This window comes from Arthrobacter sp. Helios (assembly GCF_023167125.1).
Taxonomy (GTDB): domain Bacteria; phylum Actinomycetota; class Actinomycetes; order Actinomycetales; family Micrococcaceae; genus Arthrobacter_B; species Arthrobacter_B luteolus.
In genome coordinates, this window is the sequence record NZ_CP095402.1 from 2,226,884 (window position 1) to 2,247,203 (window position 20,320).

At 66.0% G+C, this 20,320-nt stretch carries 17 protein-coding genes and 1 tRNA gene; 3 read left to right on the forward strand and 15 right to left on the reverse strand.

The genetic code is table 11. The annotated features are described in order from the left end of the window. Positions 1-8: 8 nt before the first annotated feature. The 3 genes from selB to ArtHe_RS09990 form a co-directional block, all read right to left on the reverse strand. Positions 9-1,802, reverse strand: a complete 1,794-nt coding sequence (selB, locus tag ArtHe_RS09980) for a selenocysteine-specific translation elongation factor (RefSeq protein ID WP_248316664.1) — start codon at positions 1,800-1,802, stop codon at positions 9-11. Between the two features lie 2 nt (positions 1,803-1,804). Continuing rightward, positions 1,805-3,136 carry an L-seryl-tRNA(Sec) selenium transferase gene (selA, locus tag ArtHe_RS09985; protein ID WP_248316665.1) on the reverse strand — a complete coding sequence of 444 codons (1,332 nt, stop codon included), beginning with the start codon at positions 3,134-3,136 and terminating at the stop codon, positions 1,805-1,807. A gap of 36 nt (positions 3,137-3,172) precedes the next feature. After that, a tRNA-Sec gene (locus ArtHe_RS09990) sits at positions 3,173-3,267 on the reverse strand. Positions 3,268-3,309: 42 nt separating this feature from the next. On the opposite strand from ArtHe_RS09990, the gene selD reads away from it, so the two are divergent. Beyond that, positions 3,310-4,314 carry a selenide, water dikinase SelD gene (selD, locus tag ArtHe_RS09995; RefSeq protein WP_248316666.1) on the forward strand — a complete coding sequence of 335 codons (1,005 nt, stop codon included), beginning with the start codon at positions 3,310-3,312 and terminating at the stop codon, positions 4,312-4,314. An 11-nt stretch (positions 4,315-4,325) separates the two neighbouring features. On the opposite strand, the gene nrfD is transcribed toward selD, so the two are convergent. Genes nrfD through ArtHe_RS10020 form a run of 5 tightly spaced genes read right to left on the reverse strand, consistent with a single transcriptional unit; the run spans position 4,326 to position 10,814 of the window. Then, a complete protein-coding gene (nrfD, locus tag ArtHe_RS10000; RefSeq protein WP_248316667.1) occupies positions 4,326-5,420 on the reverse strand; it encodes an NrfD/PsrC family molybdoenzyme membrane anchor subunit in 1,095 nt (364 codons plus the stop codon). Next, positions 5,417-6,412, reverse strand: coding sequence for a 4Fe-4S dicluster domain-containing protein (locus tag ArtHe_RS10005; protein WP_248316668.1), 996 nt, complete (start codon positions 6,410-6,412; stop codon positions 5,417-5,419). The genes nrfD and ArtHe_RS10005 overlap by 4 nt, the downstream gene beginning before the upstream one ends. Beyond that, positions 6,409-9,714 carry a formate dehydrogenase gene (gene fdh / locus ArtHe_RS10010; RefSeq protein WP_248316669.1) on the reverse strand — a complete coding sequence of 1,102 codons (3,306 nt, stop codon included), beginning with the start codon at positions 9,712-9,714 and terminating at the stop codon, positions 6,409-6,411. Before fdh ends, ArtHe_RS10005 begins: the two co-directional genes overlap by 4 nt. A gap of 34 nt (positions 9,715-9,748) precedes the next feature. Continuing rightward, positions 9,749-10,318 (reverse strand): dihydrofolate reductase family protein, encoded by a 570-nt coding sequence (locus tag ArtHe_RS10015; protein ID WP_248316670.1) that lies wholly within the window; start codon positions 10,316-10,318, stop codon positions 9,749-9,751. A gap of 58 nt (positions 10,319-10,376) precedes the next feature. Further along, positions 10,377-10,814: a VOC family protein gene (locus ArtHe_RS10020; protein WP_248316671.1), complete on the reverse strand. Its 438-nt coding sequence runs from the start codon at positions 10,812-10,814 to the stop codon at positions 10,377-10,379. 154 nt (positions 10,815-10,968) lie between these two features. Here ArtHe_RS10020 and ArtHe_RS10025 point away from each other — a divergent pair, with 154 nt between their 5' ends. Continuing rightward, the gene (locus ArtHe_RS10025; RefSeq protein WP_248316672.1) at positions 10,969-11,838 is read left to right on the forward strand and encodes a PhzF family phenazine biosynthesis protein; all 870 of its coding nucleotides are present in this window, start codon (positions 10,969-10,971) and stop codon (positions 11,836-11,838) included. 164 nt (positions 11,839-12,002) lie between these two features. Further along, complete coding sequence (locus tag ArtHe_RS10030; protein WP_248316673.1) at positions 12,003-12,365, forward strand: hypothetical protein; 363 nt, start codon at positions 12,003-12,005, stop codon at positions 12,363-12,365. Between the two features lie 673 nt (positions 12,366-13,038). Here ArtHe_RS10030 and ArtHe_RS10035 read toward each other — a convergent pair. The 7 genes from ArtHe_RS10035 to ArtHe_RS10065 all read right to left on the reverse strand — a co-directional run bounded on the left by ArtHe_RS10035 (position 13,039) and on the right by ArtHe_RS10065 (position 20,192). Then, entirely contained in the window at positions 13,039-14,082 is a 1,044-nt protein-coding gene (locus tag ArtHe_RS10035; RefSeq protein ID WP_248319742.1) for an AraC family transcriptional regulator, read from the reverse strand. 130 nt (positions 14,083-14,212) lie between these two features. Further along, positions 14,213-14,485, reverse strand: coding sequence for a putative immunity protein (locus ArtHe_RS10040; protein ID WP_248316674.1), 273 nt, complete (start codon positions 14,483-14,485; stop codon positions 14,213-14,215). A gap of 224 nt (positions 14,486-14,709) precedes the next feature. After that, complete coding sequence (locus ArtHe_RS10045) at positions 14,710-15,561, reverse strand: hypothetical protein (protein ID WP_248316675.1); 852 nt, start codon at positions 15,559-15,561, stop codon at positions 14,710-14,712. 108 nt (positions 15,562-15,669) lie between these two features. Beyond that, a complete protein-coding gene (locus ArtHe_RS10050; protein WP_248316676.1) occupies positions 15,670-16,809 on the reverse strand; it encodes an aminopeptidase P family protein in 1,140 nt (379 codons plus the stop codon). Positions 16,810-17,016: 207 nt separating this feature from the next. After that, positions 17,017-18,102 carry a redox-regulated ATPase YchF gene (gene ychF / locus ArtHe_RS10055; protein WP_248316677.1) on the reverse strand — a complete coding sequence of 362 codons (1,086 nt, stop codon included), beginning with the start codon at positions 18,100-18,102 and terminating at the stop codon, positions 17,017-17,019. Between the two features lie 129 nt (positions 18,103-18,231). Further along, positions 18,232-19,311 (reverse strand): 4-hydroxy-3-methylbut-2-enyl diphosphate reductase, encoded by a 1,080-nt coding sequence (locus tag ArtHe_RS10060; RefSeq protein ID WP_248316678.1) that lies wholly within the window; start codon positions 19,309-19,311, stop codon positions 18,232-18,234. Positions 19,312-19,367: 56 nt separating this feature from the next. After that, entirely contained in the window at positions 19,368-20,192 is an 825-nt protein-coding gene (locus ArtHe_RS10065) for a hypothetical protein (RefSeq protein ID WP_248316679.1), read from the reverse strand. Positions 20,193-20,320: the final 128 nt, after the last annotated feature.

Sequence of the window (20,320 nt, forward strand, 5' to 3'; positions counted from 1 at the left end):
GTCCATCGCTAACCCCGTTTGATCGTCCGGCGGCTCGCGTCGAGCCGCCGGGTCCAGCCACGGCTGTCCAGGTATTCCAGCAGCGGAATGACCACCCGCCGGGTGGTGCCCAAAGCCTGACGCGCCTCGCTGGTGGTAAACGGCTGCGGCAAAGCAGAAAGCTCGCGCATGGCCAGGGCAGGCGCCCGCGGCAGCAGGACAATTCCGTCCCCCAGCCGCAGCACCCGCCCGCTGCGCTCCGCAGCAGCCAGTTCCCGGGCGCCCAGGCCCAGTATGTCCAGATCCCCTGCTTCCGGGGCCGCGAACGGATGGTCCTTCAGCCGGCTTTCCAGCTCGCATATGCCTTTCTCGGCCGCGCCTAGATCCCGGCGCTCTCCGGGAAGGTTGATATAGCCGGTGCTGTGTTCCAGGCCCGCGGCTTGGAGGATGGGGTCCAGCAGGGCACCGCCAGCCGGTCCGATCAGGTCCCGCGCCGCGCCGAGGGAAAGCCCCGCAGCCAGCGGATCCCGTTCCCTGAGCTGCTCGACGGCGGTGCGCAGCCGCAGCGTCCATACCTCGAAAGCCGGTTCGTGCACCCACCATTCACCGAAGGCCTTCACCCCGCCGGGCACCTGCCCCAGCCCGGTGACGCCCATTCTGCGCAGCTCATTGACCCGTACCGCTCCCCGGCGGGCCACTTCGGTCAGCGGGTCTCCCCCGGCTGACATTGCTGCCAGCGCGGTGGCCCTTCGCCCGCTGTCTCCGCGCCGGTTGAGCGCCGGTGGCTCGATATCGAGGACCTGCGCCCCGGCCAGCACCGATCTGCTGCCGCCCGCCCGCAGCACCAGCCGGTCACCCAGCTCGAGCGGGATCCGGCGGTCAAGCATCAGCCGGGCGTGGTCCCCGCCGAAGGGGCGCAGGCGCCCCGGCACCGCAGCGGTGCCGATGTGGACCATCAGCTGTTGGGGCGCATCCGTGAAAGAGGAGCCCATGGTCCGCCGGACGTCGACGGCGTTCACCAGCGGCCAGCTGTCCCCGGCGAGGAGGACGTCGCCGCGGTGGATGCCGTCTGCGGATACCCCGGACCTGATGTTGACCGCCACCCGGCTGGTGGGGCCGACGGACTCGACAGCCCGGTTGCAGCTGTGCAGCCCCCGCACCGACACCGGTGTAGTACCGTCCGCACCGGCGATCATCAAGTTCGCGCCCTGCAAGAGTGTGCCTGCCGTCAGGGTCCCGGTGACGACCGTTCCGGCTCCGTTGATGGTGAAGGACCTGTCGATCCACAGCCGGACCCGGGCATTCGGCTGCGGTGCAGGCAGGGACCCCACCAAGGTGTCCAACGCGCTGCGCAGTTCATCGAGTCCGGTGCCATCTACTGCCGAGACGGTGATGGCCGGCGCGTCGCGGAGCCCGGTGCCGGCCAGCTCGGACCGGACCCGCGCCAGTACCCCGGGGGCGCCGCCGGGAGCGCGGTCGCTGCGCGTCAGCACCACGATCCCGCGGCTGATCCCCAGGGCCGCAATGGCATCTCGATGATCGCTGGACTGGGCCTGCCAGCCTTCGTCAGCCGCCACGACAAAGCAGACCGCGGGTGCCGGTCCTACCCCGGCCAGCATGTTGCCGAGGAACCGTTCGTGACCTGGCACGTCGACAAACGCCACTTCGCGGCCCGAGGGCAGAGTTGTCCACGCAAATCCCAGATCGATCGTCAGTCCGCGGCGGCGTTCCTCAGCCCACCGGTCAGGTTCCATGCCGGTCAGTGCACGCACCAGCGTGCTCTTGCCATGATCAACGTGCCCGGCCGTGGCCACCACAAACACGGCTAGCTGCTTTCAGTTCCGGACGGATCACCGGTCCGTGCCAGGGCCGTGCGGACTGCCTGGACCAGCCGGTCGTCGTCGTCCTCCGGAATGCAGCGCAGATCCACCAGGCACGCTCCGCCGTGGACCCGCGGCAGCACTGCCGGAACCCCCGTGCGCAGCGCGTGGGCCACGTTCTCAGGGAGCTGCACGGCCCAGCCAGGCAGGGGCACGCCGGGCGCTCCCCCGCCGCCGACCCGCCCATCGTGCTCTACGACCGGGCACCCCACGGCCGCAGCCAGTGTTTCGGCACGCTCCCGGAGCTGTCCGGGGTCGGCGTGCAGGGCCGCAGCTACCGGCGGCTCTTCCCCGGACACTGTTGCTTCCAGTGCGGCGAGCGCCAGTTTGTCTGCCCGCAGCGCCCGGGCCAGCGGATGCCGCGCCAGCCTGGCAATCATGTCGGTGCGGCCGAACAGGAGTCCGGCCTGCGGGCCGCCCAGCAGTTTGTCGCCGCTGGCAATCACGACGTCGGCGCCTGCTTCCAGCGCGCCTGTCACATCCGGTTCCTCCGGAAGCAGGGGGTCCGGGGCCAGCAGGCCGCTGCCAAGATCCACCACCAGCGGGATGTCGTGCGCGTCGGCCAGCTTCCGGAGCTGCCCTATGTCGACGCTGCAGGTGAACCCGCTGATGCGGAAGTTGCTCGGATGGACCTTGAGCAGGCATCCGGTCTGCTCCCCCATGGCGGACTCGTAGTCGCTCAGGTGGGTCCGGTTGGTGGTGCCCACTTCCCGCAGGCGGGCACCGGTCGATTCGATCAGCTCAGGGAGCCTGAACCCGGCACCGATCTCCACCAGCTCACCGCGGCTGATCACCACTTCGCGGGTTCCGGCCAGGGCTGTGGTGGCCAGCAGCAGCGCAGCTGCACCGTTGTTGACCACCAGCGCGTCCCCGGCAGCAGGGCAGGCCTGCAGAAGGGCCTGGCGTGTTCCGGTTCCGCGCTGGGACCGCGATCCAGACGACAGATCCAATTCAACGTCGACATAACCGGCTGCCGTCAGCAGCGCCTCCCGGGCGGACCGCGAAAGTGCGGCGCGGCCCAGGTTTGTGTGGACGACGACGCCGGTGGCGTTGAGCACTGGCCGCAGCGACGTGGCGCCGCGGGCCGACACAGCGGCTAGTACTCCCGGTTCGACGTTTCCGGGTGCCAGCTCGCCCTTACGCGCCAGGTCCTGGAACCCGAGAACGACGGAGCGGATCACGTCCTCCCCCAGCCGTGTCCGGGCCCGCTGTACCTCCGGAAGAGCCAGCAACCGGTCGGTGCGCGGGATGCGCCTGCGGGGGTCGTCGTTGCCCACATCCCTCCTTCGGGGTCAGTTTCGACTGCGCAAAGTTGGCGGAGGCGGACGGGAATCGAACCCGCCAGACCGGGATGCCCGGTCTCACCGGTTTTGAAGACCGGGGGGCCCACCAGGACCCGGACACCTCCATGAGGATGCTAACACTGCACGCTTCTCCTAGACTGGCCGCCATGAACGGGAACATTGCCCCTGACCAGGAAGTCCTCCGACTCACCGGATATGCCCACGGCGGGGGGTGCGCCTGCAAGATTCCGCCGGGAGAGCTCGAGGACGTGGTCCGAGGCCTGGTCGGCCAGGCCCATCCCGATGTGCTGGTGGGACTAGACGGCGGTGATGACGCATCCGCTGTTCTGGTGGGCGCGGACCTCGCCGTGCTGTCGACAGCGGACTTCTTCACTCCGGTGGTGGATGATGCCTACGACTGGGGCCGGATAGCGGCCGCGAACGCGCTCTCGGACATCTATGCCATGGGCGGGCGTCCCATCAGCGCCATCAACCTTGTGGGCTGGCCCCGGGATGTGCTGCCCATGGAACTGCTGACCGAGGTGCTGCGCGGCGGGCTGGCGGTTGCCGCCGAAGCCGGCTGTCCGGTGACTGGCGGACATTCCATCGACGATCCGGAACCCAAGTACGGAATGGCTGTCACCGGCGTCGCGGACCCTGACAAGCTGCTGCGCAACGATGCTGCCCGCCCCGGGCTTCCGATCACGCTGACCAAACCCATCGGCCTCGGTTTACTGAACAACCGGCACAAACAGACCGGGGAGGTTTTTGCCGAAGCCATCGCGGTCATGGTGCAGCTGAACCGGGACGCTGCCGAGGCCGCAGTTCAGCGCGGTGTCCAGGCCGCAACGGACGTGACCGGATTCGGCCTGCTGGGGCACCTGTACAAAATGTGCCGGGCCTCCGGTGTAGGAGCGGTCATTGACCGGAGCGCGGTGCCCCTGGTCGCCGGCGCCCCCGAGGCTCTGCGGGACGGCTTCATCTCCGGCGGAACGCGCCGCAACCTGGACTGGGTCCGGCCCCATCTGCAGCCGGGGCCGGGCATCTCCGAGGAGGACCTCCTGGTGCTGGCCGACGCCCAGACCTCCGGCGGCCTGCTGGTGGTCGGTGAACTGCCCGGCTACCCCGTGGTGGGCTATACGACTGAAGGTCCGGGAATCGAAGTGCGCTGACGCCGGCCGGCTCAGCCGGCCGTAGTGATCGAATCATGGGTGATGCCCGCCCGGCGGCGCGCTGCCAGGCGGTTCTTCTGCGGTTCGATCGTGTAGCGGGGATCTTCCGCCGACGCGATGCCCGCGCGCAGGATCCCGAACCGGGTGAGCGCCGATGCGCCGAGCAGGGACACCCCCGCGGCCGCCGCGATGAACCGGTTCCGGCCGCCGAAGAGCGCGCCCAGTCCGCCGGCAACGGCCAGCCGCTCACTCCACCTGAGCATCTTCCCCGGCCCGCCGAGGTGAAGCGGCTCAGCAGCGATGGGGTCCATGTTCTTTTCCATGATCCGGACGGCGGTCAGCTCACCGGCGACGCCCAGCACGGCCAGCGCGCGGGCCGGTCCGGTCTCCCCGACCGGAGTGGTGATCATGGCCAGGCCGCCCGCGGCGAGGCTGGCAGAACTGACAAAAACGAACGGCAGATCCTCCCGTGCGGCGTTCCAGGTCGGATTCGCGGTATTTGAAAGCAGGACCGCGGTGTAGGCGGCCAGAGGTGTGGCAAAGACGGCTGCTTCAAGCCCCGCCGGTCCTTCCACGCCCCGGAGCAGCCGGCGCAGCGGTCCCAGCGGAAGCCGCGACCCGGTCATCCGGTCAATTTCGGACGCCCCGGAAACTCCGGCACCGATGCTGAAGGCCATAAGGATCCACGAGCCCACGCTCATCGGGGAGGTGGGCTTGAAAGTCCGGAGCATGTGGTGGAACCGCTCTGGCCGGCCCAGATCCGCCACCAAGGCGGCAGAGCCAACCCCCACCGCGGCGAGCGCGGCCAGCCTGCTGTTGCGGCACAGGGCCCGCTTGCCGGCCAGCTGCGCACCGGCTCCGAGCAGCGCGGAGCCGCCCGCCACACCGCCCAGGAAAAGGTAGGCAGCGATCGGGTTCCCCCACGGCGGTGCCTTGATCACCGGGCGGCCGTAATACGTGCTGAACTGCGCTTCCGGCACCATGGGGACTTCGCCGCGGCCTCCGCCGTCCTTCCCTCCGGCCCCGGCCCGGCGTCGTTTGCCACCCCGCCTGCGGCGGCGCGGCGGTTCCGGCGGACGGTAGTCGTCGAAGTCGGAGACCGTCATGCCCGGCCTCCTGCGAGGAACGCCGCGGCGGCTGCAGCGAGCATGCCGGCGGCGGCAAGTCCCGCCCGCTTGTACATCCGAGGCAGGTCCGCAGTGGGCACCCGGGGATCCGGCGGGAGCCCGTAGACCTCTGGCTCATCCAGGAGCAGGAAGACGGAACCGGTGCCGCCAACACCGTCCGAGTCATTGGCCCCGTACAGGCGTGCCTCGGTCAGCCCCTGCGCATGGAGTTCGGCCACCCGCTCCTTGGCCGCGGCGACCATGTGTTCGCGCTCGCCGTACTTTATCGACGTCGTGGGGCAGGTCTGGGCGCACGCCGGGGTCTGGTCTTCGACGATCCGGTCGTAGCACAGGGTGCATTTCTGGGCGACGCCGACGTTGTGCACGGGAGCCTGCTCCCCCGGGGTAAAGTCGCGGTCGTTCTTCGACTGGACGGTGCCGTTTTGGCGCCGCTCGATCACCCCGAAGGGGCACCCGGCCACGCAGGTTCCACAGCCGTTGCAGACGTCTTCCTGCACAACGACGGTCCCGTGTTCTGTCCGGAACAAGGCCCCCGTGGGGCAGACGTCGAGGCAGCCGGCGTTGGTGCAGTGCTTGCACACGTCGGAGGACATCAGCCAGCGGAAGTCAGGGGTATCCGGCGGGGTGGTGTCAGTGCCGGCCAGGTTTGCGGACTGGCTCTGTCCGGGCGCGCCGATTTTAGGCATCCCGAGATTGACCAGGGCACGGCCGGAGTCGCGGGCCCGGTCAATCTGCTCTCCGTCCTGCTCGACGAAGGCGACATGCCGCCAGGTATCCGCGCCCAGCGACCCGGTGTTGTCATAGGAAGACTCAAGCAGTTCGTAGTTTGAATCGGCGGGGTTGCGGTTCCATTCCTTGCACGCGACCTCGCAGGCCTTACATCCGATGCAGATGGAGGTGTCGGTGAAGAACCCCTTCCGGGGGTGCCCGGTATGCCGGAGGTGGTCCGGGGATTCGGTCAGCGGGTTCATTCGTTGTCCTCCTTCGTCTCCTGGCCCGTGGTGCGGCCGGGACCGGTGAGCTTCTGGTTGCCGGTGTCCGGGGTCGCCCCCGCACGGGACTGGTATTGCGCGATCAGCTCCAGGAGCGCCGCGCCCCGGGGCCGCCTTCCCGGGACGATCTCGCAGGACCCGGCCTTGGATTCCTGGATCTGCACGTTTGGATCGAGCGTCACGCCGAGCAGGTCATTGGCGCTGTCCCCGGACACCACGGCCTCCGATCCAACACCCCAGTGGTAGGGCAAGCCGATCTGGTGGAAGGTCCGTCCACCCACGATCAGCGGCTTCACCCGGTCGGTCACCAGCACCCTGGCCTCGATCGCTGAGCGGGGCGAGATGATGGTCGCCCACCCGTAGGGTTCCAGGCCCCGCTCCGCCGCCAGCTCCGGAGACACTTCGCAGAACATTTCCGGCTGGAGTTCCGAGAGATAGGGCAGCCATCGGCTCATGCCGCCTGCCGTGTGGTGCTCTGTCAGCCGGTAGGTGGTGAAGACGACGGGGTAGACCTCGGACCCGGGCATCCCGGCGCTGGGCGCGCTGAGGTTGTCCGCCCGCGGATAGGTCAGCCGGGCAGGGTTCTGCTGCTGCCGGTACAGCGGGTTCGCGACCGGGGATTCCTGGGGCTCGTAGTGGGTAGGCAGCGGCCCGTCGACCATGCCCTTCGGTGCGAACAGCCAGCCCTTGCCGTCCGACTGCATGATGAACGGATCGTCACCGGCCAGCGCTGCCGCTCCGCCGGCGTCGAGATCCGGGGCGGCACCCGGGGCCCGGTCCACGGGGAAATCCGGTACGTCCTGACCGGTCCACCGTTTCTGTTCCGGGTCCCACCAAACGTACTTCTTGCGTTCGCTCCACGGTTTGCCGTCGGGGTCGGCCGAGGCCCGGTTGTAGAGGATCCGGCGGTTGGCAGGCCAGGCCCAGCCCCATTCGGAGGCCGCCGGTCCCTGCTCCTGTCCCGGCAACCGGTCAGCGGCATGATTGATTCCGTCCGCATAAACACCGGTGTAGATCCAGCATCCACCGGATGTGGAGCCGTCGGCCCGCATCTGGGTGTAGGAGGACAGCGGGGTGCCGGCCTCGGGCCCGGTCAGGTGCATGCCGTTGATCTCCGCCAGCACCGCTTCCGGATCGGGTTCGCCGTGCTCGTTAACCGGGTAGTCCCAGGTCAGGTCCAGCAGCGGCCGGTCCCTCTCATCCGTTGAGCCGGCAAGCTTCGCGCGGATGCGCTTGCCCAGGTCGTAGAAGAAGTCCAGTTCACTCTGGCAGTCGCCCGGTGGCCGGACCGCCTGGTGCCGCCATTGGAGCATCCGCTGGGTCTGGGTGAAGGAGCCTGCCTTCTCCACGTGGGTTGCCGCCGGCATAAAGAAGACTTCGGTGGCGATGTCTTCCGTCTTGAGTTCGCCGGAGGCGATTTCCGGTCCGTCTTTCCACCATGTTGCCGATTCGATTAGGCTGAAGTCCCGCACCACCAGCCATTTCAGGTGGGACATGCCCAGCCGCTGCATCCGTCCATTGGCTGACCCGATCGCGGGGTTCTGGCCGAAGACGAAATAGCCGTCAACATCGCCGTCCAGCATGCTCATGACCGTGTTGTACGTTCCGTGTGGTCCGTTGATCCGGGGCAGGTACTGGTAGGCCCATTCGGAGTCCTCGGTGGCGGCATCTCCCCACCAGGCTTTGAGCAGGCTAACGGTGTACGTATCGGCGGCCGCCCAGTAGCCCTTCTGCTGCGGCGAGGCGATGCCCTCCAGATACTGTTCCAGTGTCTCCATCTCGGCCTTGGGCATCGGGAGGTAGCCCGGCAGCAGGTTGAACAGCGTGGGGATGTCGGTGGAACCCTGGATGCTGGCATGACCGCGCAGTGCCATGATCCCTCCGCCGGGACGTCCAACGTTGCCCAGCAGCAGCTGCAGGATGGCAGCGGTCCGGATGAACTGGGCGCCCAGCGTGTGCTGCGTCCACCCAACGGCATACGCGAAGCAGGTGGTCCGGTCCCTTCCCGAGTTCTCCGTGATGGCCTTGGCCAGATAGTCGAAGTCGGCGGGGGAAATCCCGCAGGCCTCCTGCACCATCTCCGGTGTGTAGCGTGCGTAATGCCGCTTCAGGATCTGGAAGACGCTGCGGGGGTGCTGCAGCGTGGTGTCCTGTTCAAAGTCGGGCCGGCCCATGGAGGGTCCGCCGCTGCCGTACTGGTCGCCCGTGGCCCGCTTCGATGTGTCGGCACCGTGCTCATGCCGCTGCGCTTCTTGGTCCGTTCCGGCCTTCCGCTGATAGGCCCAGGAAGACAGATCGTAGTGGCCGGTCTCCGGGTCGTAACCGGAGAACAGTCCGTCGAGGTCTTCGGTGTCGAGGAAATCTTCGCCAACCAGCGTCGAAGCATTGGTGTAAGCGAGCACGTATTCCTGAAACCAGAGCTCGTTGCTCAGCACATAGTTGATCAGGGCACCGAGGAGCACAACGTCCGAGCCGGCGCGGATGGGCAGGTGTTTATCCGCCACGGCGCTGGTCCGGGTAAACCGAGGGTCGACGTGGATGACCTTCGCGCCTCTGGCCTTGGCTTCCGTCACCCACTGGTATCCGACAGGGTGGCATTCGGCCATGTTGGATCCCTGGATGACGATGCAGTCGGCGTTAGCCATGTCCTGGAGCGATTGTGTGGCGCCTCCCCGCCCAAATGAGGTTCCCAAACTGGGAACCGTGGCGGAGTGTCAAATACGCGCCTGGTTCTCCAACTGGATCGCTCCCGCGGCAGTGAAGAGCTTCTTGATCAGATAGTTCTCTTCGTTGTCCAGCGTTGCCCCGCCCAGGCCGGCAATGCCCATGGTCCGCCGCAGCGGACGGCCCGCTTCATCGTCCTGCTGCCAGTTGTTCCGGCGGGCTTCGATGAACCGGTCAGCCAGCATGTCGATGGCGGTATCGAGCTCAAGTTCCTGCCAGTCCTTGGCATGGGGCGCACGGTAGAGGAGTTTGGTCTGTCTGCCGGGAGCATTGACCAGCTGTTCGCTGGCCGCACCCTTGGGGCAGAGCCGTCCCCGGGAAATCGGGGAATCCGGATCGCCTTCGATCTGGACAACTTTCTCGTCTTTCACGAAGACGCGCTGGCCGCAGCCTACGGCGCAGTAGGGGCAAACGCTCTGAACCACCCGGTCTGCAGTGGATGTCCGTGGCGTGGTCTCCCGGGTCTGGGCGGAGGTCACGGCTTCTCCGCGGCCGAGTGAATCACTCGACCGGAGCTGCCGAACCACCGGCCATTCAAGGAAGCTGAACCGCGACATACGGCCTACCATAGCGGATCGTGCCCCTCTTGGCTCAGTCCCGGCGGGTCCGGTAGCGCAGATAGGTGGTGCCGCCGGTAAAAGTCCGCTGGTCGGCGAGTTTCAGGTCCAGGTGGACGCCGTCGGGCAGGGCACGCAGGCCGCCGCCCACCAGCTTTGGAACCACGAAGAGCCGGAACTCGTCAACGAGGCCCGCACGGATCGCCTCCGCCGCCGTCGTCGGCCCGAAAATCTCGACCATTCCCTCCGCGTCCTCAACGATTCGCTGCAGCTCTGCCAGGCTCAGCTGCGGCACGGTACGGGCCCGGTCCGAAGCCAGCTCGTTTTCCGTCATCGTCGACGACACCACGACCTTGCTGATCCCCCGCCAGCGGCGGGCGAACTCCCGCATATCCGCAGGCGTGTCTTCAGTGTCCGGAAGCGTCTCCCAGTACTCCATCAACGCATAGGTTTTCCGGCCGAGCACTTCCGTCGATACCTCAGCCATCCGCTCGACGTGCGCTGCAAACATGTCATCGGCCGGGCCCGTCCATTGGAAGTCTCCGTCCTCATCGGCGACGTAGCCGTCCAGGGATACTGTCGCCGTAAACATCAGGGTTCCCATAGCGTTCCCATCTCCTCGCCAGTGCACCTGGCTGACCCTGTCAGCAGTCAGTTCCTCCTCAGGTCTTCCTGAGGTCCTCCGCGAGCATCACGATGATGCCGCTGGGCCCGCGGACATACGTCAGCCGATAGACGTTCCGATAAGTTGCCACCCCGCGCAGCGGAAGGCAACCGTGTTTGGCTGCAATTTCAAGGGCCTTGTCCAGATCATCGACGGAGAATGCGACGCGGTGCATGCCAATTTCATTGGGACGGGCGGGCGGAGTTTCGATCGCTTCCGGGTGGAGGTATTCGAAGAGCTCAAGCCGGCCGTGCCCGTCCGGAGTCTGGAGCATCGCGATGTTGGCGTGGTTGCCGTCCAGTCCGACGGCGGTGTCCGCCCACTCGCCGCTGACCGTGTCGCGGCCGAGAACCGTCAGCCCGAGGTCGGTGAAAAAGGCCACCGCTGCTTCGAGGCCGCGGACGGCGATACCGACGTTCTCCAGTCTGATGGCCATGCACGCCATGCTAGCGAGCCGGAAGCGCGGATATAAGCCAGGGCCAGGGGCTGGGGCAGCGACCAGACAGGCACAGGCTCGGGTCTGTGGCTGACCGGCCCGGGTACCGGCAGATAAATCCAGGAATGGGGCGCTTGCTGGGAGAATAGACGCTATGAAACCCGAGATCCTGCGTCTGACCGCCTTCGCTTCCACGCCCAACGGTGGCAACCCTGCCGGGGTGATGCTGGATGCATCGTCGCTGTCCACAGATCAGATGCAGCGGATCGCGGCGGAGGTCGGTTATGCGGAAAGTGCCTTCGTAACGCGTCCCGGCGCTGTCGGGGAACCGGGCCGGATCTCCGTCCGCTATTTCTCGCCCGTTGCGGAGGTGCCCTTCTGCGGCCATGCAACCGTAGCGACCGCCGTCGCGTTGGCCGAACTCGGCGTCGCGGACAACTTTGTCTTCGAGACCGCCGCAGGCGAAGTACCTATTACGACGTCCCCTTCGCCCGCCGGGATCACGGCTTCCTTCACCAGCGTGGAGCCGAAGGTCACGCACATGGACCCCGGGGTCCTGGACCGGCTGCTCGGCCTGCTGGATCTGTCACCGGCGGACCTGCACGAGGCCTACCCTGTGCGGCTGTCCTTTGCCGGCAACACCCATCCAGTTCTCGTGCTGGCAGAGACGGCGGTCTTTGACGGCTTCACATTCGGCCCGGCCGCCGTGCGCGGCCTGATGGATGAACAGGATTGGAAAGGTACCGTGACCGTTCTGCATGTTCATTCCCCCCATGAGTTTGAGGCGCGCAACCTCTTCCCGGTGGGTGCCATTACCGAGGACCCTGCCACCGGTTCCGCCGCGGCTTCCGTGGGGGCCTACCTGCGAGAGCTGGGTCTGGTAGAGGTTCCCGGTCGGGTGCTTATCCATCAGGGCCGGCATGTGGGCCGCCCCAGCCTCCTGACCGTGGATATCCCCGCCGCCGGTGGCATCCGGGTCTCGGGCACGGCCACCGAGATCGACCCGGCCCAGCCAGCCATGTAACTCGGGACTGGGCTAGGTGGACGCGCACCCGGTCAGGGCAGTGACCTGACAATCACCCGTTTCGCTGATCGGGACGGCGCCTGCGTTTCTGGCGCTGCCCGATCCCCAACTGTCCCGCGGACCGAGGGCTTGCGGACCCGCACGGGGGATGCTTGCATGACCGCATGCGAACCAGCCCCGCTGCTCCCCTGCTGCTCACCACCCTGTCGGCCTTTCAGGCTTCCCTTGCCGCCGGCCTCCCGTGGGGACGTGCCGCATTCGGCGGGCAGCGCCCGGGCAGGCTGCCGGTTCCGCTGCGGCTCACCAGTGCCGTGGCATCTGTGGTTTATGCCGCCGGCGCAGGCGCGCTCGTTTCTCCCCGCACGTCCCCCGGCGCGCGGCGGGTAATCCTCCGGGGATGCGTTGGGCTCGGCACCGTGGGAACTGTCATGAATGCGGTCTCCCGCTCACCCCTGGAGCGGCTGTGGAGCGTCTGGTCCCTGGCGCTGGCCGTGAGCAGCTGGCGGGAACTGCGACGGCGGCGTTAGCGAACCGGTAGTTTCCACAGCTGCGAGCCATTCCAGCGCTTCCGAGTCCTGAGTGAAGTATGAAACCGGGTAAGACGGCCGATGAATGGCCTGGAAAAATTGCCCGATTGTCTGTTCAACCGGTGAGGCTCCGACCAGCGCCATCCGGGTAGCGGAAAGGGCCTGGGCAAACTGTCTTAATACCGCGGAGCTGGCATAACGCATGCCGCGCATATCCACCAGCAACAGCGGGCTTGATTCGTCCCCGGTCAGCTTCTCTATGCGGGAGATGGTAGCCAGCGCCTCTGGGAGTTCCAATGTTGCATTCATTGGCCAGCGAACGTGGACGACGCCACAAGACAGGCGGGCGATCTCTGGCTGACAGGCCCCGCCCTGGGTAGAGGCTGGACATATGTCCTCGATGCCATTCGGTTCGTATGTTGGGATCACGTGCAGCCTTGAGACGTATTTGAACGCTGAATTGGGCCGGCGGCGGGGCAACACTCACCAGGCAGGAATTTGGGGGAATCCACCCGGAAAGCCCGCCGCCGGCCTGCATCAATTTTACGGACTCCTTAACCGGCCAAACAGATGCAGGACCACCAGTTCGTGCAGACTTGTGCGCCAAAATGACCATCGCGTGCACTACGAATGGCGTGGACCACAACCGGAATCAGCGAGGTTGGCGGATTCCTCAGAATCCGATTGATTTTCTGAGCGCCAGGATCGCCGAACGCAGTCGTTCCGGATCAGACCGTATTTCCGGCAGGGAAGCTCCCGTGGTCGTTTCGACAGCCCGCCGCATCGCTGCCACGCTGCTAAACCCGCTCGCTTCAGCTATCACCGTGAGTGGAGTCTTCCGCGGGTTCGGGGTGGTGAGGTGCTCAAGGGCATCCAACGCCCTGAGCGCACGAATGTAGCCATTTACCTGTAACTTGTGGTCTTCGAAAAGGTAGTAGAGAGCGCGGCGTGAAAGATGCGAGTACTCCGCGACCGCGTCCACATCCAGTGCTGGGTTCCGGGCGTTCTTCTGAATGAATTTCCTGATCGCCAGGATGCGGACCGTTCGAAGGTCGGCGGCGTCAGTATGTGTGTCGAACAGCGAGCCAACCAAGGCCGCCATGACTGATCGGACGACTGGAAGGAGGCGATCCACTTCCTGATCCATGTCCGGATGCTGCCAGCCCGACAGCACTGGAACTATCAGAGACCTCACCACGGGGTTAGAGCTGATATCTGTCAGCGCGTGTAATTGCTGCACGGACTTTTCGTCCAGTCCGAGCAGCCCGCGGTCTATGTTTATCTGCACTGTCCTGAGTCCGGCTGGTGCATGGAAACTACCGGAAGACGAGAGATCAATGAACCTCACCGCACCTGGCACAACGGTTTCGGACCCGCCCGGGAAGGTGAACCCCGCGCAGGCAGTTTTGAAATGCACCAAGCGGATCTCATCGGAAGGCGTATCCCCCTTCCAGTACCCGGCGGCTGGCTCATTAGTGAGTTCCACAAGACTGAACCCCGAGCCGGTCAGGCTTACCGCGGTCGGATTAAAGCTGCGGTGCACCACCTTTTCGGTTTTCTCCAGGCGCATGGGTAAATCGACGGCGGAGCCGTACCACGTGCGCCAGTGCTCGAATTTCTCGTCCGGGCTTAACCTGCCCGGAACACGATAGCGGGTGAGGCGTCCCCGCCGCGGCAATGAACTCCAGCCGGGAGCATCGTCACAGGCAGGAAGCATAAAGTTCACGGACCCTTCCGGTTGAACGAAACCCGAGCCTAAATAATGGCATCCCCGAAGGACGCCCCCGGGAACTGTTACCCCGTGCTTCCACAGCGTTCCAGACCGGGGTTCCGGGAACGTCTGGTCTCTACTCCTGCAAACCGGGCTGTACCCGGTTGATCCCCACCTGGATTTCCCGGATGGCAGCGCCCAGGATCCCGCTTGAGAGCAGTCCAGCACCGAGAGGTCCGTAGGCGTCGGCACCAAGCGGCGGAAGAATCCGAAGCACCGCCGGCTCTTCAGTGGTCAACTGCTCCAGCTGCCAGCGGATCTCTTCCTGCACCAATTCCGCCTGGCCGGGGTTGTCGAGAGAGACCGCCTTAGCTGCGTACGCCGCTGCGCCCAGCGCATGGGCGCCCATGTGAGAACCGCTGCAGCTTGGGCAACCGATCTGGCGGCCGCAGCACCAGCAGGGCACAGCGGACGGCCTACCGCGCGGCTATCCGCCGGTCCGGGTCACTGAGAGTCTGCAGGGAGGCCACGTTCAGACTCTGTCACACGGGAGGCACCGCCGGGAACCATATGGATACCCCGGAAGTACGTGCAAGCCCGCGGCACGCTTCCGCCTCTGTCCCCTCCGGCTTGTCACTGATGGATTACACCGGCAGCCGCTTTTTCGCGTTTCTGCGCTGGCTCCTGTTTCGGCCTCGCCCGCGACCGCCTTTTGCGACGGCGGCGGCGTGGACCGTTGAAGGGCGGACGGGGCTGACCAATCCGAGGTCCGGTCCAGTACCTCCCACCGATCAAAATGCCCGCCAGGACGCCGTAGGCCCACGCATGGGGAAGCGCTATCTGATCTGTTGCACCACCGGCGAAGATCAACACGAAGTAGATAACGGGCAGGCCCAGGATGAGGAGGCCGTTTCTGATTTCCAGCGACGGCGGGAAGCGGAATAGTGCCCAGCCCGCCATCAGCGCGGCGGCAAGGACCGCACCCGACGCCTGCGTCGGTGACAGGAGGAGAAGCTGCGCTATACCGATGCCGAGCAGTACCAGGGCGCAGAATCCGTTGATCACCGCCAGGCGCCACCCACCGGTGAAACTGCCGTCCGCCTCGGGGATGCGCTTACGCCTGTGCCTGAATGCTGAACCGGCGCGCGGACCCAGCCAGACGTAGCCGCCCGCAACCGCGCCGACCAGGAACCCGAGAAACCACGGTCCGGCGGAGGGGATATCAAGGGAACCTTCGACGGTGATCGAGATGAGCATGCAGTAGTTCACGATGAACGTCCAGGACATCACGTTGAAGGCACGCACTGACTGTGAGGAGACGCGATACACAAGAGCTGCGTAGACCGCTCCAACGGCCAGGAACACCGACGCCTTCGGCAGGTTATTGCCGGCCAATCCCGTGAACAGCGCCAGCGTCAGGACGATCATCCCGGCGTGCAGGTACCGAACGTTCATCTGATCGAGTTTCTTCAGCCATGCCCCCATGGGTCCAAGCGTAGGGCTATGAAGGCACGTTCACATTCAAGCCGCCGTACGAGTCAGCACCGGGACATACACGGGCCACGGAGTGTACTGGAACCACGCCGGCGGGCGCTACTGGACGATCCTCATCTCATGCGAGGTCTGGTTGAGCCGCCGTCCCCCGTCGGGAACTACGGTCACAATGTCCTCGATCCGTACCCCGAACCTGCCCGGCAGGTAGATTCCGGGCTCGACCGAAAAGCACATGCCGGGCTGGAGGATCTGGGTTTCGCCCTCGACCATGTAGGGCGGCTCGTGCGTCGTGAGTCCGATTCCGTGTCCTACGCGGTGAATGAAGTACTCGCCGTAGCCGGCGCCGGTGATCACTGCCCGGGACACCCGGTCGATCTCCTGGCACTCGACGCCTGGCTGCACGGCCTCGAACCCGGCCTGCTGAGCGTGCCGGACGACGTCGTGAACTTCGCGCTCCTCGGCGGTAGGTTCGCCGACGTGCACGGTCCGCGTGGTGTCGGATCCGTAGCCGTGCTTGAGGCCGCCGAAATCGAGCACCACCATGTCGCCGTCCTCGATGATCCGCGGGCCGACCTCATGGTGCGGGTTAGCACCGTTCGGGCCGGACCCGACCACGGTGAAGTCCACCTGCGAATGACCGAACCGGCGCAGCAGGTCAGCGAGATCAGCGCCGACCTCGGTCTCGCTGCGGCCGGCGAACCGCATGGTGACGATCTCCTCATATGCCTGGTCTGCGGCTGCTCCGGCCGCGGCCAGCCGCTCGATCTCGTCGTCGTCCTTGATTGCCCGAAGCATCGGCAGAGCGGTCGTCATAGAGGTGTAGGACGACTTCGGCAGTCGATCCTGCAGGCCGAGGAGGTGCATGGCCCAGGCCGAGTCGGAGATTGCGTATCGCCCGGTGCCGGCCATCAGCGCTGCGGATTCCGCGTACGGGTCGCTCCCGTCCGTCCAGTCGGTGATCCGCAGAATCGAGGCGCCGGGTGCTGCTTCCGCGTCCGGCCGTTCGAGCCTCGGAACGATCATGGCCGGTTCCGCGTCGACGGGGATCACGAGCATGGTGATGCGTTCGGTGATGGCCACGGGGGCATACCCGGTGAGGTACAGCAGGTCAGGTCCGGGTGTGACCAGGATGCCGTCAAGTCCCGCTTCCTGCGCGGCGTGGGCTGATCGCCGCAACCGCTCGGCGAAGTCATCGGTGGTAAACGGAGCCGGTTCGGAAGGGCCACGGGGATCACTCATGACCGCATTCTTGTGCGCGGTCCACCGCTGGGCAACCCATCGCCGTCTCTGCCGCCCCTTGAGCTCTGGAAACGCTGCGCGGGCTGACTGGGTGACTGGACTTCAGCGTTCTGCCTGTCTGGTGCCGATACCAGGATGGCTTAAAGCAGATAGCCGCCAGGAACCTGTGTTCCTGGCGGCTATCTGAAACGCCTCAAAGCGAAGAATCTAGACGTTAAACCTAAACTCCACCACGTCGCCGTCGGCCATCACGTAGTCCTTGCCTTCAATCCGGACCTTGCCGCGGGCCTTGGCCTCAGCCATGGAGCCGGCCTCGGCGAGGTCGTCGAAGGAGACAACCTCGGCCTTGATGAAGCCGCGCTGGAAGTCGGTGTGGATGACGCCGGCAGCCTGCGGGGCGGTGTCGCCCTTACGGATGGTCCAGGCGCGGGTCTCCTTGGGACCGGCGGTCAGGTAGGTCTGCAGGCCGAGGGTGTGGAAGCCAACGCGGGCGAGCTTGTCCAGGCCGGATTCCTCCTGGCCGCTCATTTCCAGCATTTCGCGGGCTTCTTCCTCGTCCAGCTCCACCAGGTCGGCTTCGAGCTTGGCATCGAGGAAGATGGCGTCCGCGGGGGCCACAAGGGCGCGCAGCTCCTCCTGGCGGGCGGGGTTGCCCAGCACGGCGTCGTCGACGTTGAAGACGTAGATGAAGGGCTTGGCGGTGAGCAGGCTCAGCTCGCGCAGGTGCTCCATGTCCAGTTTGTCGCTCTCCACGGAGGCGAAGATCGTGTCGCCGCGCTCCAGCACAGTCTGTGCGGCCTGCATGGCAGCCAGCTGCGCGGCGTCGCGCTTCTTGATCTTCACTTCCTTCTCCACGCGCGGGATGGCCTTCTCCAGGGTCTGGAGGTCCGCGAGGATCAGTTCGGTGTTGATGGTCTCCATGTCCGAGCTCGGATCAACCTTGCCGTCCACATGGACGACATCGGGATCATCGAAGACGCGGATAACCTGGGCGATGGCCTCGGCTTCGCGGATGTTGGCGAGGAACTGGTTGCCCAGGCCTTCACCCTCGGAGGCGCCCTTCACGATGCCGGCGATGTCCACGAAGGACACGGTGGCCGGCAGGATGCGGGCCGAGCCGAAGATCTCGGCAAGCTTGGCCAGCCGCGGATCGGGCAGGGAGACGACGCCGACATTCGGTTCGATCGTCGCGAACGGATAGTTCGCTGCCAGCACGTTATTCCGTGTCAGTGCGTTGAAAAGGGTCGATTTGCCGACGTTGGGCAGGCCGACGATGCCAATAGTAAGAGCCACGTTAGCCAATGTTACCGGGACGGCCCGCCAGAGCCGAACCGGAGCCCTGCGGGCGGGCCCTCCCCGGAAACTGGACGTTTCAGCGCTGCTGCGTGCCGTTTCGGCTGTCTCGGGGAGGGGCGGACCTCGTTAGGAGCCGGTGCGGCGTCCGCCCAGGCCGCGTGAGGTGTCCCCCATGGCCTTGAGCGTGGCGCGGATTTCCTTGGGCAGGGAGAAGATGATGTCCTCCTGCGCTGTCACCACTTCTTCGACGTCGCCGTAGCCGTAGTCCGCCAGGAGGTTCAGGACGTCCTGGACCAGGTTTTCCGGCACGGAAGCGCCGGAGGTCACACCGACTGTGGCAACGCCCTCAAACCAGCTCTCGTCAATCTCGTTGGCGAAGTCCACGCGGTGGGAGGCCTTGGCCCCGTACTCAAGCGCTACCTCGACCAGCCGCACCGAGTTGGAAGAGTTTGCCGAGCCGACCACGATCACCAGGTCGGCGTCGGGGGCGATCTTCTTGATCGCTGCCTGCCGGTTGGAGGTGGCGTAGCAGATGTCGTCGCTGGGCGGATCCTGCAGGGTGGGGAACCGCTGGCGCAGCAGATTCACCGTGTGCATGGCTTCGTCCACGCTCAGGGTGGTCTGGGACAGCCAGATGACCTTCTCCGGATCACGGACCACCACCTTGTCCACGTCTTCGGGACCGTTCACGATCTGCGTGTGTTCGGGGGCCTCGCCGTAGGTGCCTTCAACTTCCTCGTGGCCCTCGTGGCCGATCAGCAGGATGTCAAAGTCATCCCGGGCAAAACGCACTGCCTCTTTGTGGACCTTGGTCACCAGCGGGCAGGTGGCATCGATGGTCTGCAGATTCCGGTCCTTCGCGGACTGCACGACGGCGGGAGAGACGCCGTGTGCAGAGAAGATCAGCCGTGCGCCTTCCGGAACTTCGTCGGTTTCGTCGACGAAGATGGCACCCTTTTCCTCCAGCGTGTGGACCACGTGCAGGTTGTGGACGATCTGTTTGCGGACGTAGATGGGCGGCCCGTAGGCCTCCAGCGCCTTTTCGACGGCGATGACCGCGCGGTCCACGCCCGCACAGTAACCGCGCGGAGCGGCAAGAAGTACCCGGCGGGGGCCTTCGACGGGAGCTGCCGCGGCAACCTCTTCAGGGCTGCGGCGGCGGCGTGGCACGGTGGGCATCGGCACGGAAACGGCTGTGCTGGTCATACCACCATGCTAGCCGGTGCCGCCGACGGCCCGGCGCCGGGGCGGCCCCTACGCTGTCAGCGCACCCTCCGCCGGGCACCTGCTGCCAACCGGAAGACCAGCCCCAGGACAAAAACGGCGGCCGCCCCGAGCATCAGCGGGACGAGCCAGGATTGGAAGGCCGCGCTTGCTTCGGGGCCCAGGGCACTGATGAACGTGGAAGCCACCGGGTTGGAGGGTGAGAACCGGTCCAGAACGGCGGGGGCAGCTCCGGCGAGCAGCCACAGGATCACTCCAACGCCCAGTGCGCCGGCGCCGGTGAGTGCCAGCGTGGTGGAGCGGCGGCGGGCGGCCAGCAGTCCAAGCAGAGCGGCCAGGACCGCAGCGGCTGCAAACATCGGCCACGCGTCCGCAAAACCGGTGAGGCGCTCCAGCTGCCCGCTCACATCTGTATTAGAAAGGGCGACCGGCCGGGATTCTCCGTCCGGTGCGTCGGTTCCGATTTCCCCGGCGACGCCGGCGAGGACCAGGTTCAGCAGGGGCCCAATATCCAGGGTCGGGATGCCGGATTCAAACGTGGCCGAGTGCGACTGTTCCAGAGTTGCGGTCCAGGCCTGTGGATAGCCGGGATCCTGCTGGATTCCGGACACGGCCTGTTGAACAACGGGTTCGATGAACTGGGTGATGCTCTCCGGCAGACCGTCCGCCGCGGCTGCGGCCGCCTGCTGCGCGATGGCATCGGAAAGCTGCGCTTGGAAAGCCTGGTTCTCCCCCAGCGGCTGGGCGAGGCTGGCGAACCCTGCCGGGGACACCACATTCTGCGCCAGCCAGGCGCCGCAGGCGGCCGTCCCTGCCAAGAGCACGGCTGCCAGAACCAGGATCGCTGAACCAAAGCTTCGCATCTGTCTCCACTCGTAATACGCAGGCCGCCGGTTCGCTGCCCTGCTGGAATTCTGCCAAACACCGGCGCCGCATCCACCATCCGGGATCGTTGGCCCGCCGTGTCCTAAGTACCTGATAGACATTAACC